This window comes from Pseudomonas sp. 14P5.3.2 (assembly GCF_057799175.1).
In genome coordinates, this window is the sequence record NZ_JBYOKU010000001.1 from 41,476 (window position 1) to 58,982 (window position 17,507).

The 17,507-nt window shown below is 60.2% G+C and carries 11 protein-coding genes; 5 read left to right on the forward strand and 6 right to left on the reverse strand.

What is annotated here, in order from left to right; genetic code table 11:
- The first annotated feature begins 204 nt into the window (after positions 1–204).
- Genes AC27VU_RS00205 through AC27VU_RS00225 form a run of 5 tightly spaced genes read left to right on the forward strand, consistent with a single transcriptional unit; the run spans position 205 to position 6,755 of the window.
- A complete protein-coding gene (locus tag AC27VU_RS00205; RefSeq protein WP_262141769.1) occupies positions 205–3,702 on the forward strand; it encodes a response regulator in 3,498 nt (1,165 codons plus the stop codon).
- A complete protein-coding gene (locus AC27VU_RS00210; RefSeq protein ID WP_103521378.1) occupies positions 3,702–4,535 on the forward strand; it encodes a CheR family methyltransferase in 834 nt (277 codons plus the stop codon). Before AC27VU_RS00205 ends, AC27VU_RS00210 begins: the two co-directional genes overlap by 1 nt.
- Positions 4,532–5,125: a chemotaxis protein CheB gene (locus tag AC27VU_RS00215; RefSeq protein WP_488723111.1), complete on the forward strand. Its 594-nt coding sequence runs from the start codon at positions 4,532–4,534 to the stop codon at positions 5,123–5,125. The genes AC27VU_RS00210 and AC27VU_RS00215 overlap by 4 nt, the downstream gene beginning before the upstream one ends.
- Positions 5,119–6,333, forward strand: a complete 1,215-nt coding sequence (locus tag AC27VU_RS00220; protein WP_488723112.1) for a hybrid sensor histidine kinase/response regulator — start codon at positions 5,119–5,121, stop codon at positions 6,331–6,333. The genes AC27VU_RS00215 and AC27VU_RS00220 overlap by 7 nt, the downstream gene beginning before the upstream one ends.
- A gap of 44 nt (positions 6,334–6,377) precedes the next feature.
- Positions 6,378–6,755 carry a response regulator gene (locus tag AC27VU_RS00225; RefSeq protein WP_003225116.1) on the forward strand — a complete coding sequence of 126 codons (378 nt, stop codon included), beginning with the start codon at positions 6,378–6,380 and terminating at the stop codon, positions 6,753–6,755.
- Between the two features lie 114 nt (positions 6,756–6,869).
- Here the strand turns inward: AC27VU_RS00225 and AC27VU_RS00230 are convergent, their stop codons facing one another.
- From AC27VU_RS00230 to mexE, 6 genes are all read right to left on the reverse strand, one after another.
- Entirely contained in the window at positions 6,870–8,540 is a 1,671-nt protein-coding gene (locus AC27VU_RS00230; RefSeq protein ID WP_488723113.1) for an ATP-binding protein, read from the reverse strand.
- Entirely contained in the window at positions 8,537–10,039 is a 1,503-nt protein-coding gene (locus tag AC27VU_RS00235) for an ATPase domain-containing protein (protein WP_488723114.1), read from the reverse strand. The genes AC27VU_RS00230 and AC27VU_RS00235 overlap by 4 nt, the downstream gene beginning before the upstream one ends.
- Before the next feature lie 140 nt (positions 10,040–10,179).
- On the reverse strand, positions 10,180–11,235 hold the full coding sequence (locus AC27VU_RS00240; protein ID WP_103483516.1) for a tetratricopeptide repeat protein: 1,056 nt from the start codon (positions 11,233–11,235) through the stop codon (positions 10,180–10,182).
- A gap of 182 nt (positions 11,236–11,417) precedes the next feature.
- Complete coding sequence (locus AC27VU_RS00245) at positions 11,418–12,839, reverse strand: efflux transporter outer membrane subunit (RefSeq protein WP_401061703.1); 1,422 nt, start codon at positions 12,837–12,839, stop codon at positions 11,418–11,420.
- Positions 12,839–16,027, reverse strand: coding sequence for an efflux RND transporter permease subunit (locus tag AC27VU_RS00250; protein ID WP_003225105.1), 3,189 nt, complete (start codon positions 16,025–16,027; stop codon positions 12,839–12,841). Before AC27VU_RS00250 ends, AC27VU_RS00245 begins: the two co-directional genes overlap by 1 nt.
- A 15-nt stretch (positions 16,028–16,042) precedes the next feature.
- Complete coding sequence (gene mexE, locus AC27VU_RS00255; RefSeq protein ID WP_262141774.1) at positions 16,043–17,296, reverse strand: multidrug efflux RND transporter periplasmic adaptor subunit MexE; 1,254 nt, start codon at positions 17,294–17,296, stop codon at positions 16,043–16,045.
- Between the last annotated feature and the right edge of the window lie 211 nt (positions 17,297–17,507).

Genomic DNA, 17,507 nt, shown 5'->3' on the forward strand with positions numbered 1-17,507 from the left:
TGCATGAGTAAGTGGCGCATGGCCACAAGTTCCCGATTCGATGGAAAAAAGATTAGCTGCAATCCGCGGCGCAAGGATAACGGTTGGTTGCTCGGGAAGCGCAGAAAAATGTAGGAAATTGCTGCCAAAGCAGTCAGAAACATGGATCCATGCGGCCGTTTTCGGGCAAACTCACGGGTTTCGACAGTTCGACAAGGCCGCCCCATGTCCACTCCGTCTTCGATTGATGAAACACGGTTTCGCAAACTCCTGACGCGCAACATCGGCTTGCCGCTGGGCGTTGGCGCGCTCAGCGCCGTGTTCTTTGTGTCTCTGATTACTTATCTGCTGTCGGTGATCCAATGGGTGGAACACACCGACCGGGTGATCAATAACGCCAACGAAGCGGTGAAACTCACCGTTGATCTGGAAACCGGCATGCGCGGTTTCCTGCTCAGCGGCGACGAACACTTCCTCGACCCGTATGAAACCGCCAAGCCGCGGATCAACGTCGCGCTCAATACCCTGCTGGAACTGACCGCCGACAACCCGGTGCAGACCGATCGTCTGCGGCGTCTGCAGGCATTGCAGACCGAGTGGGCCAACTACGCGCAATCGATGATCGATCTGCAGCGCTCCAGCGGTGATTACCGGGGCGCGGTCAAGGCCGGGCGTGGCAAGCGCCTGACCGACGAGATCCGCAAGCAATTCGAAGATGTGATCGATATGGAGCAGCAGTTGCGCACCACGCGCAACGAAGACGTGCGCCGCACCACGATTTGGAGCATCACCCTGTACCTGCTGTTTATCGCCGGGATCAGCGGCTTGCTGGCCTATGTCGGTCGCCGCGATCTGATTCGCCTGTCTGACAGCTACAGCGCCAACCTCGCCGCGCAACAGGCCAGCGCCGAGCGTCTGGAGCGCCAGGCGTGGATGCGCAGCGGCCAGACCGAACTGGCAGAGCAGGTGCTGGGGCAACTCACGCTGAACCTGCTGGGGCGCAACATTTTGCAGTTCTGCGCGCAATATCTGGGCACCGCCGTGGCGGCGTTGTACGTGCGCGAAGAACACGGCGGCCTCAAGCGTGTGGCGTCCTACGGCTTCTCCCGCGAGCAGGAAGAACTGGATCAGCAGATCTATAGCGGCGAAGGCATTGTTGGTCAGGTTGCCCAGCAGGGGCAACTGATTCGTCTGGACTCGGTGCCGGCCGACTACTTCAAAGTCAGCTCGGGCCTGGGTCAGGGGCTGCCACGCAGCGTGCTGGTGGTGCCGACGACTAATGATGACCAGGTCAACGGCGTGATCGAGTTGGGCTTTTTACGGCCACTCACCGAGCGCGATATCGAATTGCTGGAACTGATTGCCGGCAACATCGGCACTTCGATCGAAGCGGCGCGTTATCGTCAGCGCCTGCAAGAAGTGCTGGCCGAAACCCAGCAGCTCAACGAAGAGTTGCAGGTGCAACAGGAAGAGCTGAAAACTGCCAACGAAGAACTCGAAGAGCAGTCGCGGATTCTCAAGGAGTCGCAGGCGCATCTGGAAACCCAGCAGGTCGAGCTGGAGCAGACCAACGAGCAATTGGCCGAGCAGGCAAAGACCCTGGCCGAGCAACGCGATGCGATGGATCAGAAGAACACCGAACTCAATCATGCCCAGGTGCAGCTCGAAGAGCGCGCCGAAGAGCTGCAGCGCTCGAGCAAGTACAAGTCCGAATTCCTCGCCAACATGTCCCACGAACTGCGCACGCCGCTGAACAGTTCGCTGATCCTCGCCAAGTTGCTGGCGGAGAACCCGCAGGACAATCTGACGGCCGAACAGGTCAAGTTCGCTGAGTCGATCTATTCGGCGGGCAACGATCTGCTGAACCTGATCAACGACATTCTCGACATTTCCAAGGTCGAGGCCGGCAAGCTGGAAGTGATCCCGGAAAACACCAGCGTCGCGCGTCTGGCCGATGGCCTGCGCAGCGTGTTCGAACCGCTGGCAGCGGAGAAGCAACTGTCTTTCAGCGTCGAGTTGCAGGCGGATGCGCCGATCATGCTGTACACCGACCGCCAGCGTCTGGAACAGGTGATCAAAAACCTGCTGTCCAATGCCGTGAAGTTCACCGAACACGGCGCGGTCAGTCTGACCATCGCCAGTCAGCCGGACGAGCGCATTGCGTTCATCGTGCGCGATTCCGGGATCGGTATTGCCGCGGATCAGCAGGAAAGCATCTTCGAAGCATTCCGTCAGGCCGACGGCACGACCAACCGCAAGTACGGCGGCACCGGTCTGGGCCTGTCGATCTCGCGGGATCTGGCGGCATTGCTCGGCGGTTCGATCAGCGTCAGCAGCGCGCCGGGGCAGGGCAGTGTGTTCACTCTGGTGTTGCCGCAGCAATACAGCGAGCCGGGTGACAGCCCCGCGGCCCCGTTGACCTTCACTGCGCCGGCGTCGATTCCGGTGCCGGTTGCACTGCCACCGGCAAGCGTATCGCCTATGGCGCCGGTGCATATCCCGCGTTTTGCCGATGACCGTGGCAAGGCGCCGTTCGCTACGCGCTGCATTCTGGTGGTGGAAGACGAGCCGAATTTTGCCCACATCCTTTACGACCTCGCCCACGAACTGGGCTATCAGTGCCTGGTGGCTCACGGAGCGGATGAAGGTTATGACCTGGCCCGCGAGTTCGTGCCGGACGCGATCCTGCTCGATATGCGCCTGCCGGACCACTCCGGTCTGACCGTGCTGCAGCGTCTGAAAGAACACGCCGAAACCCGGCACATCCCGGTGCACGTGATCTCGGTTGAAGACCGCGTTGAGGCCGCGATGCACATGGGCGCGATCGGTTATGCGGTCAAGCCGACCACCCGCGAAGAGCTCAAGGACGTGTTCGCCCGTCTCGAAGCCAAGCTGACCCAGAAGGTCAAACGCGTGCTGCTGGTCGAAGATGACGATCTGCAGCGCGAAAGCATTGCCCGCCTGATCGGCGACGATGACATCGAGATCACCGCCGTCGGTCTGGCGCAGGATGCGCTGGAGAAACTGCGCACTACGATCTACGACTGCATGGTGATCGACCTGAAATTGCCGGACATGCTCGGCAACGATCTGCTCAAGCGCATGTCTACCGAGGACATCTGCTCGTTCCCGCCGGTGATTGTCTACACCGGACGCAACCTGACCCGCGATGAAGAAGCCGAGCTGCGCAAGTATTCGCGCTCGATCATCATCAAGGGCGCACGTTCGCCGGAACGTCTGCTTGATGAAGTGACACTCTTTCTGCACAAAGTCGAATCGCAGTTGTCCCATGAGCGGCAGAAGATGCTCAAGACTGCGCGCAGCCGCGACAAGGTTTTTGAGGGGCGCAAGGTGCTGCTGGTGGACGATGATGTGCGCAACATCTTCGCCCTGACCAGCGCGCTGGAGCATAAGGGCGCAGTCGTGGTGATCGGCCGAAATGGTCGTGAGGCGATTGATAAGTTGAATGAAGTCGAGGACATCGATCTGGTGCTGATGGACGTGATGATGCCGGAAATGGATGGTTTTGAAGCCACCATTGAAATCCGCAAGGACCCGCGCTGGCGCAAGCTGCCGATCATTGCGGTGACGGCCAAGGCCATGAAGGACGATCAGGAGCGCTGCCTGCAGGCGGGCGCCAATGATTACCTGGCCAAGCCCATTGACCTGGATCGCCTGTTCTCGTTGATTCGCGTGTGGTTACCGAAGATGGAACGCATTTAGTGGAAAGCAGTCACTCTTTGGAGCGCAACAGCGAAATCGAATTGCGGTTGTTGATCGAGGCTATCTACCTCAAATACAGCTACGATTTTCGCGATTACTCCGGCGCTTCGATCAAGCGCCGGGTGCAGCACGCCTTGAACCAGTTCGAATGCGCAACCATTTCGGCCTTGCAGGAGAAAGTGCTGCACGATCCGACCGCGTTCATGCAGTTGCTGCAGTTGTTGACGATCCCGGTCAGCGAGATGTTTCGCGATCCATCGCACTTTCTGGCGATCCGCAAGGAAGTGGTGCCGCTGCTGCGCACCTATCCGTCGCTGAAGATCTGGATCGCCGGGTGCAGCACGGGTGAGGAGGTGTATTCGATGGCGATTCTGCTGCGCGAGGAAGGCCTGCTCGACCGCACGATCATCTACGCCACTGACATCAACCCGCGCTCGCTGGACAAGGCCAAGCAGGGGATTTTCTCCATGGAGAACGTCCGCGCCTACACCGCCAATTACCAGCAGGCCGGCGGTCAGCGTTCCTTTGCCGATTACTACACCGCTGCTTACGGCTACGCGATCTTCGACAAGAGCCTGTGCGAGAACGTGACCTTCGCCGACCACAGTCTCGCGACTGATAGCGTGTTCTCCGAAACGCAGCTGATTTCCTGTCGCAACGTACTGATTTACTTCAACAAGAAACTTCAGGACCGTGCCTTCGGTCTGTTTCACGAATCGCTATGCCACCGTGGCTTTTTGGTACTGGGCAGCAAAGAGACGCTGGACTTTTCCAACTACTCGAATCAGTTCGAACCGCTGGTCAAACAAGAACGGATCTACCGCAAATTATGAACGATGCCGTTGATTTGCCTCGCGTCGAGGCCATCGTGGTTGGTGCTTCGGCCGGTGGTGTCGAAGCACTACTGACCCTGCTCGCGCCGCTGCGCAAGGGCTACGTGTTGCCGATCATTGTCGTGTTGCATCTGCCGGAAGAGCGCCGCAGCCTGTTGGCCGAGGTGTTTGAGCGGCGGCTGATGCTGCCGGTGCAGGAGGCGACGGACAAGCAGGACATCGTCCCCGGCACGGTTTACTTCGCTACACCCGGTTATCACCTGTCGGTCGAGCAGGATCGCAGTCTGTCGCTGAGCCTTGAAGACCGCGTGCACCATTCCCGACCGTCGATTGACTACCTGTTCGAATCCGCCGCCGACGCTTACGGCGAAACACTGGCCGCCGTGTTGCTGACCGGCGCCAATCACGATGGCGCTCGCGGCCTGGCGCAAGTCAAGCAGCGCGGCGGACTGACCATCGTTCAAGACCCAGAAGATGCACAGGTCGCCACCATGCCTAAGGCTGCACTCAAGCTTCAGCAGCCCGACCATGTCCTACCCATTCACGGCATCGGCCGTCTGCTTGTCGAGCTGGAACGAATCGCATGCTGAGTAATATCCAGGCCAAATTGCTGATCGTCGACGATCTGCCGGAAAACCTGCTGGCCCTCGAAGCGCTGATCAAGCGCGAGGACCGCACCGTCTACAAGGCGCTGTCGGCGGATGAAGCACTTTCGCTGCTGCTGCAACACGAGTTCGCCATGGCCATCCTCGACGTACAGATGCCGGGTATGAACGGCTTCGAACTCGCCGAGTTGATGCGCGGCACCGAGAAAACCAAGAACATTCCGATCATTTTCGTCAGCGCCGCCGGCCGCGAATTGAACTACGCGTTCAAGGGCTATGAAAGTGGTGCGGTGGACTTCCTGCATAAGCCGCTGGATATCCACGCGGTGAAGAGCAAGGTCAACGTATTCGTCGACCTGTACCGTCAGAGCAAGGCCATGAAGCAACAGGTCGAAGCCCTTGAGCAGGCGCGCCGCGAGCAGGAAGCGCTGCTGCAGCAACTGCAGAGCACGCAACTGGAGCTGGAGCAGGCGGTGCGGATGCGCGATGACTTCATGTCAATCGTCGCCCACGAAGTGCGCACGCCGCTCAATGGCCTGATACTCGAGACCCAATTGCGCAAGATGCATCTGGCACGGGACAACGCCGCTGCGTTTACCCTCGACAAAATGCACGCGATGGTCGATCGCGACGAGCGCCAGATCAAAAGCCTGATCCGGCTGATCGAAGACATGCTCGACGTTTCGCGCATCCGCACCGGCAAGCTGTCGATCCGGCCGAATCGTTTCGATTTGTCGCAACTGGTGGCCAACCTGCTGCAGAATTTCGCGCAGCAGATGGAGGCCGCCGAGACTGAAGTCAGCTTCACCGCGCCAGAGCCGGTGGTGGGTCATTGGGACGAGTTCCGTATCGAACAGGTGGTGTCCAACCTGCTGACCAATGCCTTGCGCTACGGTGGCCGCAGTCCGATTCAGGTGCGCGTGTACCGTGAGGGCGACGAGGCGAGGATCGAGGTTCAGGACCATGGCATCGGTATCAGTGAAGAGAACCAGAAGCGTATTTTCCAACAGTTCGAACGGGTTTCCGCCAAGACGGTAGTGGCTGGTCTCGGGCTGGGTCTGTTCATTTCCGAGCAGATCGTCGCCGCCCATGGCGGTTCCATCGTCGTCGAGAGTCAAATCAACGAAGGCGCCCTGTTTCGCGTTTGTCTGCCAATCCAGGAAAACGGCATATCCGACGCAACCTCTGAGTGACCGCACGGTCGTATCAGCAGCTATTGACCGAACAAAGGCTTCCCATGAGCGTAGATGCACAAGATGTAGTACTCGTCGTCGAGGACGAACCGGTTATCTTGATGGTGCTGACAGATTATCTGTCGGGGCAGGGGTATCGCGTGTTGCAGGCCGAAAACGGCGAGCAGGCGTTCGAGATTCTCGCGAGCAAGCCGCATCTGGACATGTTGATCACCGACTTCCGCCTGCCGGGCGGGATCTCCGGCGTGCAGATCGCCGAGCCGGCGGTAAAACTGCGCCCGGATCTGAAAGTGATCTTCATCAGCGGCTACCCGCAGGAAATCCGTGAGACCGGCAGCCCGATCACGCGCAAGGCGCCGATCCTGGAAAAACCGTTCGATCTGGATGTGCTGCAGGAAAAGATTCAGGAACTGCTGGCCTGATCTGAATACACCGAAACGCCCCTGTAGGAGCTGCCGCAGGCTGCGATCTCTTGATCCTGAAAACAAGATCAAAAGATCGCAGCCTGCGGCAGCTCCTACAGTCGTTTTTGGGGGTCAGTTCTTGATCATCTCGCGAACCTTGGCGGTCAGCAGATCGAAGGTGAACGGTTTGGTGATCATCTGCATCCCCGAGTCGAGGAAGCCACCGCGCACGGCAGCGTGCTCGGCATAACCGGTGATGAACAACACCTTCAACCCGGGCCGGTACTGCCGGCCGATTTCCGCCAGTTGCCGACCATTCATGCCCGGCAGGCCGACGTCACTGATCAGCAGATCGATGCGCTGCGTCGAGTTGAGGATCGGCACGGCGCCGTCGGCATCGCCGGCTTCGACAAACGCATAACCCAATTCACTGAGCACCGCGCTGACCAGCACGCGCACGGCAGGGTCGTCTTCGACGATCAACACGGTTTCGCCATCCAACGCCTCCGGGGCCTGCTGAACAGCGGACACCGGATGCTCCACCTCTTCGCCGCGAAAGCGTGGCAGGTACAGTTTGACCGTGGTGCCCTGATCGATTTCGCTTTCAATCGTGACGTGACCACGGGACTGTTTGCTGAAGCCGTAAATCATCGACAGACCCAACCCCGTACCCTGACCGATGGGCTTGGTGGTGAAAAACGGATCGAACGCGCGGTTGATCACGCTCTGCGGCATGCCGCTGCCATTGTCGGTGACGCTGAGCATCACGTAATCGCCAGGCTCGAGATTCGGGTAGGCCTCGGTGAATTCCCGTTCAAGCACCTGGTTGCTGGTCTCGACCACCAGTTTGCCGCCTTCGGGCATCGCGTCGCGGGCGTTGAGCACCAGATTGAGCAGGGCGCTTTCCAGTTGATTGGGGTCGGCTTCGGCGATCCACAACTGGTCGTTGAGGCGCATGTCCAGCTGAATGCTTTCGTTGAGGCTGCGTTGCAACAACTCGCCCATCGACAGCACCAGCGTGTTCATCTGCACGGCTTTGGAGTCCAGCGATTGCCGGCGCGAGAACGCCAGCAAGCGGTGAGTCAGACCGGCAGCGCGGTTGGCTGAAGTCACGCCAAGATCAATCAGGCTGTCGAGGTCTTCGGTGCGCCCGCGAGCCAGCCGTCGACGCAGCAGCTCGAGACTGCCGATGATCCCGGTGAGCATGTTGTTGAAGTCATGAGCGATGCCGCCGGTCAACTGACCGACCGCTTCCATTTTCTGTGACTGACGCAAGGCTTCTTCGTTGTGGCGAAGTTGCGCGGTGCGTTCCTCGACCTGTTGCTCAAGGGTTTCCAGGGTCGATTGCAGTCGGCGTTCGCTTTCACTCAGATCAATCAGGCGATCGCGGGCTTCGTACTGTCGTCGTCGCCCGCGTAAAGCGGTGGAGACCAGACTGACCAGGGTCGCCGGATGAAACGGACGCTCGAGAAATGTGACGTTGCCCAGCAGTTTGCTCAGGCGCGAGGAGGGGCCCGGTTCCGGGCCTCCGTGGTGAGTCAGCAAGACGATCGGCAGATCCGACCAGGCCGGTTGCTGTTCGAGAAAATTCAGCAGCGTTTCCAGTTCGGGGCCGCGCAGGGCTTCGGTGGCAATCAGCAGCAGTCCGGCGCCGGGTTCCAGTTGCGCACACAGTGCACCCAGATCTGGCGTGATGACCCCACCAAACCCTGCCTCATTGAGGATCATCAGCGCCACCTGGCTGTCACGACCCATGGGCGCCAGAATCAGCGCCCGTTCCGCCAGCGTTACGGTAACCGTCACAAGGTTTCTTCCCGCAACAGCGGATTGCTCGCGCCGAGGTAAGTCGGCACGCCGCGCAACACACCCTGGAAGGCCTCCAGCGGTTCACCGATGGTCATGCCGTGCGTGGAAATACGATATTCACGGATCGTCGATTCGTGGCTGCCGGTACGTTTCTTGATGATCGAAATCGCCCGGCGGACCTTGCCGATGGCTTCGAAGTAGCGGAGCAGGATCACCGTGTCGGCCAGGTAAGTGATGTCCACTGGCGCCTGCATGTCGCCGACCAGACCGTGCTGGGCCACGGTCATGAAGGTCGCTGCGCCTTTGCGGTTGAGGTACAGCAGCAGCTCGTGCATGTGCAGCACCAGTGCGTTCTCTTCCGGCATCGCCGCTTGGTAACCGTTGATGCTGTCGATCACCACGGTCTTGATGTTGCCTTCGTCAACGCAGCGACGTACCCGATGCGAGAACTCGCCGGGAGAGAGCTCCGCGGCGTCCACCTGATCGATCAGCAGATTGCCGGTGGCTTGCAGGGCCTTGAGGTCGATACCGATATTTTTCATGCGTTCGAACAGCAAACCGAGTTCTTCATCGAAGATGAACAGCGCGGCTTTCTCGCCACGTGCCACGGCAGAGGCGGCGAAGATCATCGAGATCAGCGATTTGCCGGTACCGGCCGGGCCGAGAATCAGTGTGCTGGAACCGGTCTCGATGCCGCCACCGAGCAGGGCGTCCATTTCTTTGATGCCGCTGGTCAATTGCAAGCGTGAGTAGTCGCCACGGTGTTCAGCAGCCACCAGTCGTGGGAACACATGCACGCCGTCGCCCATGATGGTGAAGTCGTGGTAACCGCCACGGTACTTCTGGCCGCGATACTTGACGACGCGCACGCGTCGGCGCTCGGCACCGTAATTGGGCGTCAGTTCTTCGAGGCGGATCACCCCGTGGGCGACGCTGTGCACGGTCTTGTCGAGGGACTCGGTGGTCAGGTCGTCAAGCAGCAGGACAGTGGCGTCGTAGCGCACAAAGTAGTGCTTGATCGCCAGAATTTGTCGGCGGTAACGCAGCGAACTCTGCGCCAGCAGGCGGATTTCGGAGAGGCTGTCGAGCACGACGCGGGTCGGCTTGAAGCGCTCGACCACTTCGAAAATCTGCTTGGTGGCTTCGCCCAGTTCCAGGTCGGAGGAGTACAGCAGGCTTTGCTGATGCTCGGCGTTGAGCAGGCTTTCGGGTGGCGTCAGCTCGAAGATCTCGATGTTCTCGTTGAGCTCCCAACCGTGAGACAGCGCGCCCTGGCGCAGTTCACGTTCGGTTTCCGACAGCGTGATGTACAGACAGCGTTCGCCGGCACGGGCGCCCGCCATCAGGAAATGCAACGCGACGGTGGTTTTGCCTGTACCGGGTTCACCTTCGAGCAAAAACACATGCCCTCGGGACAAACCGCCGGCCAGGATGTCATCCAGGCCGACGATGCCGGTGGCGGCTTTTGCACTGATCAACTCGTTGGACGTAGACAAAGAATGCCCTCTCATGACTAGGGGAATCGAGGCAGCAGGCTGTATCAGCCGTTGTGCACTACCTGATTACTTGACCGCTGCCAGTCATGACGGTTCCGAGGTTTCGATATCAAAATGTCATTGAATCAGCGAGTAAAGGCTCAAAGGCCCTGCTGTAACGCCGGGTCATCAGGGTTCATCTGCTCCAGTTGCGCGAGCAGAATCTGCACGTTCTGCAACTGGCCGCTTTCCTTCCAGTAATTGATCAGCAGCACCCGCGCCTTGCGGTCGGCGGGGTGGCGCTGCACCACTTCCTGCAACTGTTTTTGCGCCGCTTCCAGCTCTTCGGCGGCGTGCAGGGTGGTGGCGAGGTCATAGCGGTAATCCTTGTTGTCGGGCTCGAGTTCCACCGCTTTGGACAAACCGAGCAGGGCGAACTCACGTTGGTCGTGGTGCAGCAGCCACAGCCCCAACGCGTGTTGCAGGTAGGCGGAATCCGGTTGGGCCTGCAGCTGTCTGGCCAGCAACTGGCGGGCGGCGTCGCTTTGACCCTGACGGTCGAGGACATCGATTTGCATGACCAGCGCCGGCAGGTTGTCCGGTTCCAGGCGCAGGGTATTGTCGAGCGCTTGCTGGGCTTGTTTGAGTTCGGCGTTGTGCAGATACAGGCGCGCCAGTTGCGCATAGGTGGCGGCGTTTTCCGGTTGCTCCTTGAGCACTTGCTCCCAGCCATCGATCGCTTGCTGCAACGGCGCGAAATACAGACCCAGTTCATCCGGCGTCAGGCCCAGCAAGGCGTTGATCGCAGCGAACCGCACACTTTGGTCTTCATCGTCGAGCATTGGCCCGAGCAACAGACTGCGCTGCCCGCCGGGCACCAGTCCCACCACACTTTGAATCGCCGCCAGCCGTACTTCGGGCGCTTCGTTTTGCAGATGGGCGTCGGCCAGTTTCAGCGCTTGCGGGCTTGGATAGTTGGGCAGCTCCGCCAGCAGCCAGGCACTGCGTTTGGGCGACAGATCCGGGCGCCCCAACTGTTGATACAACTGCCGCGCTGCACCCGGCTGCCCCGAACGGGCCGCCGTGAGGGCTTCGCTATAGCCACGCTTGATCGCTTCCGGCACCACCGGGGTGGTGCTGCGCAGCGATAACCAGGCGATGACGATAACCAGCACAAGGCCAAGGCTGATGAACAGGTAGCGGCGGGACTGAGGCATGCAGGATTCCGTGAACGGGCGTTCTTTGGCAGAGGGGGCAAGCTTCGGTCAGCATGGCCGTTGAGTCAAATTCCCACACCGATCAATTGTGAGAACAGGCACAAAAAAGCCCCGCGACCGAATGATACGCGGGGCAAAAAATTGGTTGGTTGCGGCCAACCAAAGGAGCTCTGTAGAAATGCTTACTTGCTGGCGACGGTTTCCGGCTGCCAGCCGCCACCCAAGGCCTTGTAGATCGCGACGATGCCGCGATACAGATCGACTTCAGCCTGAGCCTGGCTGTCTTCGGCATTCAGACGTTCCCGCTGAGCGTCGAGCAGCACGAGGAAGTCGGTCGTGCCTTCGCGGTACCGGATCTCCGCCAGATCGGCTGCCTTGCGGCTCGATTCACTCTGGCGGATCAGCGAGATCAGCCGTTGCTGACGCTTGCCGTAATCGCTGAAGGCGTTTTCCGATTCTTCCAGCGCCAGCAGCACTTGTTGCTCGTAAGTCGCGAGCGCGCCTTCGGCATCGGCATCGGCGCCGCGCAAGCGGGCGCGCACGCTGCCCAGATCAAACGCTGCCCAGGTGATGCTCGGGCCCAGTGCCCAGGCGTTGGCGGCCGAGGAACCGATCTGCGAACCACGCCCGGCCGTCCAGCCAAGGAACCCGCTGAGGCTGACCCGTGGGAACAGATCAGCTTTCGCCACGCCGATTCGCGCGGTGGCCGAGGCCAGTTTGCGTTCGGCGCTGAGGATGTCCGGACGGCGTTGCAGCAGCTCACCCGGATCGCCGATCGGCAAGGCCTTGGCAATCGCCGGCAATTCTTTCGGGCTCAGATCCACGGTCAGTTTGTCCGGACGCTCACCCAAGAGGGTAGCGATACGGTTTTTCTGCCGAACCTGTTCCGCCTGCAGTTGCGGCACGCTGGCTTCGACCGAGGCCAGGCGCGCATCGGCACGTTCGACGTCGAGCTGATCGCCCACGCCGGCGTCACGCAGGCTGATGGTGATCTTGCGTGACTCGACCTGGTTGTTCAGGTTGGCCACGGCGATTTTCTCGCGCAGTTGTGCACCGCGCAGTTGACCGTAGGCATCCACCAGTTCGGCAATCATGGTGACTTGCAGTTGGTACAGATCCGCTTCCGCTGCCTGCTGGTCGGCGTCGCTGGCTTCCAGATTGCGCTGGATACGCCCGAACAGGTCGAGTTCCCAGGCCATGTCCAGCCCCAGATCGTAGCGTTCGCTGTTGACCCGTTTGGTGGTCTGGCCGGGGATTTGTCCCTTGGCCAGATCGCTGCTCGCGCGGCTGGTGATGGTCGGCATCGCATCGTTGCTGACGTCGTCGCGGATCGCCCGGGCGGCTTTCCAGCGGGCGAACGCCACGCGCAGTTGACGGTTGCCTTGCAGCGATTGAGTCACCAACTGGTTGAGGGTCGGATCGTCGAATTGCTGCCACCAGATGCCTTCAAACTTCGAACGGTCAAAGTTCTTCTGACCGGCAGCGCCGTCGGTGGCGGTCGTGATGTTGGCCGCCTCCGTCGCCGGGGTCTTGTAGTCAGGGCCGACGGCGCAGGCGCTCAACGCCAGCACCAGCAGACTCGGCAGGAAGACTTTCAGACTCATTATTGCGCCTCCAGTGGCTTTTGCAGAGCGTGTGCCTTGGCCGCTTTGCGGGCTTCGCCACGCTCGACGAAATTACGGATCAAAACGTAGAACACTGGCGTCAGCAACAGACCGAAGAAGGTCACCCCGAGCATCCCGGAGAACACCGCCACACCCATGGCATGACGCATCTCGGCACCGGCACCGCTGGAGAACACCAGAGGCACCACACCCATGATGAACGCGAAGGAGGTCATCAGGATCGGCCGCAGACGCAGACGGCAGGCTTCCAGAACCGCCGCCAGCGGATCGAGACCTTCCAGCTGTTTGTCCTTGGCGAACTCGACGATCAGAATCGCGTTCTTGCACGCAAGCCCCACCAGTACGATCAAGCCAATCTGGGTGAAGATGTTGTTGTCGCTGCCAGAGATGATCACACCGGTGATGGCCGACAGCAGGGTCATCGGTACGATCAGGATCACCGCCAGTGGCAGGCTCCAGCTTTCGTACTGAGCGGCGAGTACCAGGAACGCCAGCAGGACGCAGAGCGGGAACACGAACAGCGCGGTGTTGCCGGACAGAATCTGCTGGTAAGTTAGGTCGGTCCACTCGTAGGTCATGCCGTTCGGCAGTTCATCCTTGAGCAGTTTCTCGATGGCTTTTTCCGCTTGGCCGGAGCTGTAGCCGGGGGCTGCCGCACCGTTGATTTCCGCGGTGATGAAGCCGTTGTAGTGCATCACGCGATCCGGGCCCGAGGTGTCGCTGACCTTGATGAAGGTCGCCAGCGGGATCATTTCGCCTTTGTTGTTGCGCACTTTCAACTGACCGATCTGGTCGGATTCGAGACGGAACTGCTGTTCAGCCTGAACGTTGACCTGATAGGTGCGCCCGAAGCGGTTGAAGTCGTTGGCATACAGCGAACCCAGGTAGATCTGCAGGGTATCGAAGATGTCGCTGACGGCCACGCCGTGGGTCTTGGCTTTTTCTCGGTCGATGGCAGCGTCGACCTGCGGCACGTTCACGGTGTAGCTGGTGAACAGCCCGGCCAGTTCAGGCACGTTGTGGCTCTTGGCGATGATGTTCATGGTTTCCTTGTACAGCTCGTCGTAGCCCAGGTTGCCCCGGTCTTCGATTTGCAGGCGGAAACCACCAATGGTGCCCAGGCCTTGTACCGGCGGTGGCGGGAAGATCGCCATGTACGCTTCCTGAATGTTCGCGTACTGACCGTTCAAGGCTCCGGCGATTGCTCCGGCGGACATGCTTGGGTCTTTACGTTCGTCGAACGGTTTCAGGGTCACGAACACGATGCCGGCGTTCGGGCTGTTGGTGAAGCCGTTGATCGACAGGCCCGGGAACGCTACGGCGCTTTCCACGCCCGGTTGCTTCAGTGCCAGGTCGGACATGCGTTTGATCACGTCTTCGGTGCGATCCAGGCTCGCGGCGTCCGGCAGTTGCGCGAAAGCCACCAGGTATTGCTTGTCCTGGCCGGGGACGAAACCGGTCGGGGTGTTGGCAAAACCGAAGAACGTCAGCACCATCAGGCCTGCGTACAGCAGCAGGGCGATACCGCTGCTGCGGATCACACGGCGCACGGTGCCGACATAACCATGGCTGGCGCGGTCGAAGAAGCGGTTGAACGGACGGAACAGCCAGCCACCGAAGATCTTGTCCAGCACTTTGGAGAAGCGGTCTTTCGGCGCGTCATGCCCTTTGAGCAACACCGCAGCCAGTGCCGGCGACAGGGTCAGCGAGTTGAACGCGGAGATCACGGTCGAGATCGCAATGGTCAACGCAAACTGCTTGTAGAACTGCCCGGTGAGGCCGGAGATGAACGCGGCCGGTACGAACACCGCACACAACACCAGCGCCGTGGCGATGATCGGGCCGGTCACTTCACGCATCGCCCGCTTGGTCGCTTCGACCGGGGTCAGTCCGAGCTCGATGTTGCGTTCGACGTTCTCCACCACCACGATGGCGTCGTCCACCACGATCCCGATCGCCAATACCAGACCGAACAGCGACAGTGCGTTGAGCGAGAAACCGAACAGGTGCATCACTGCAAACGTACCGATCAACGATACCGGCACTGCCACCAACGGAATGATCGAGGCGCGCCAGGTCTGCAGGAACAGGATCACCACCAGCACCACAAGGATCAGTGCTTCGAAGAGGGTGTGAACCACTGCTTCGATCGAGCCGCGCACGAAGATCGTCGGGTCATAGACGATGCTGTAGTCCATGCCTTGCGGGAAGCTTTTCTTCAGTTCTTCCATCTTGCCGCGAACTTCGTTCGAGATCTCGATGGCGTTGGAGCCTGGGCGCTGGAAGATCGGGATCGCTACAGCAGGCTGGTTGTTCAGCAACGAACGCAGGGCGTACTGGCTGGAACCCAGCTCGACGCGAGCGATGTCCTTGAGACGAGTGATTTCACCGTTGTCGCCTGCGCGAATGATGATGTTCTCGAACTCTTCTTCGGAGACCAGACGGCCCTGAGTGTTGACCGACAGCTGGAAGCTTTGGGCATTCGGGGCAGGGGGCGCACCGAGTTGACCGGCAGCGACCTGACGGTTCTGCTCACGAATCGCGGTGACCACATCAGTGGCGGTCAGATTGCGCGAAGCGGTCTTGTTCGGATCCAGCCAGACCCGCAGCGAGTAGTCGCCCATACCGAACAGCTGCACGTCACCGACACCGCCCAGGCGAGCCAGCTCATCCTTGATGTTGAGGATCGCGTAGTTGGACAGGTAGAGCATGTCGTAGCGTTTGTCCGGCGAGGTCAAGTGCACAACCATGGTCAGGTCGGGCGAGGCCTTGTCGACGGTGATACCGATGCGCGTCACTTCCTCGGGAAGTTTCGGTTCGGTACGGGTCACCCGGTTTTGCACCTGCACCTGCGCGTTGTCCAGGTCGGTGCCCAGGGCGAAGGTGATAGTCAGGGTGATCTTGCCGTCAGCGGTGGACTGCGAGGACATGTACAGCATGTTCTCGACGCCGGTGATGGCTTGCTCCAGCGGAGCGGCCACGGTTTCACCGATGACTTTGGGGTTGGCGCCCGGGAAGTTGGCACGCACCACCACGGTGGGCGGCACGACCTCCGGGTATTCGCTGATCGGTAGCTGGAACAGCGAGATCGCACCGGCGATCAGGATCAACAGCGAGAGCACCGCTGCGAAGATCGGCCGTGAAATGAAGAATTGGGAAAAATTCATCGGAGTTGTCGTCCCTTAACCGCGTGGGGTCGCAGCGGCGAGCTTCACAGCCGTACCCTGTGCACCTTTGGCGGGTGCGACTTTGGGCAGGTTGCTGGCTTCCAGCGCTTGTCGTTGTTGAGCCAGAGCGGCAATGGTCTGCTCGCTGGCCATCGGGATCACTTCAGGGGTAACCGGCGAACCCGGACGTACCCGCTGCAAGCCCTTGACGATGATCGTGTCGTCCTTGTTCAGGCCGCTGCGCACGATGCGCAGGCCTTCGATCTTCGGCCCGAGTTCGACGGGACGGTAGGCGGTCTTGTTGTCCGCATCCATCACCAGCACGAACTTCTTGCCCAGATCGGTGCCGACCGCTTCGTCGTTGATCAGCATGGCGTTGTAGGTGCCGCTGCCGACCAGTTTCAGCCGTGCGTACAGGCCTGGGGTGTAGGTGCCGTCGCTGTTGTCGAACACCGCACGACCACGGATGGTGCCGGTTTTCGGGTTGACCTGGTTGTCGACGAAGTTCATTTGACCGAGGTGCGGGTTGCCGTCTTCGTTGGACAGGCCCATGTACACCGGAGTGGTCGCGCCGCGCTGACCGTTACGGGCGAGTTGGGTGTATTTGAGGAACACACGCTCGTCGGCGTCGAAGTAGGCGTAGACCTTGTCGGTGGAGACCACACTGGTGAGCGGGGTGGTGTCGGCGGTCACCAGGTTGCCCGCAGTGATTTCGGCACGGCTGACGCGACCACTGATTGGCGCGGTGACGCGGGTGAAGCTCAGGTTCAGCTTGGCCAGATCCAGCTGCGCTTGCAGGGCGCCAACGGCGGCGCGGGCTTCCTGTGCAGCACTGGTGCGCGAGTCGGCCAGTTCAGCGGAGATCGCGTTGCTGGCACGCAGACGTTCGCCACGACCGGCTTCGTTTTCACTGCGGGTGGCGTTGGCGCGGGATTGGGCAACCAGAGCTTCGAGGCGGCGCACCTCAGCCTGGAAAGGACGCGGGTCGATCTGGAACAGCAGGTCGCCTTTTTTGACCAGCGCGCCTTCAGTGAAGGCGACCTCGTCGATCTGGCCAGAGACCCGGGGACGGATTTCAACGGTTTCCGGCGCTTCGAGGCGCCCGGTGAATTCGTCCCACTCGTTGACCGGTTGTTCCAGCACCTTCGCCACGCTGACTTTGGCAGCGGGCAGGGTGGCGGCAGTCTCCGGAGTCTTGCCGCAAGCGCTCATCACCAGCACGGCCAACAGGGCCAAGGGGAAGCGCAAATGTTTGAGTGACTGTTCCATGGAATCATCCGCCAATGTATTGAAGATGGGCGGATGATGCTCGGCGGGGGTGTGATGGCACGAATCGAATGAAGCAAAGGTAACTATCATTCGGAATGATATAAGACCGATTCGAGCCCTCTAGCATGCACCTTTCGTTAGGGGGCTATCAATCTGTTTGATGACAAATCTATGTTGCGCCGCGAGTAAAGATCCAGCGGCGTTTCAGATT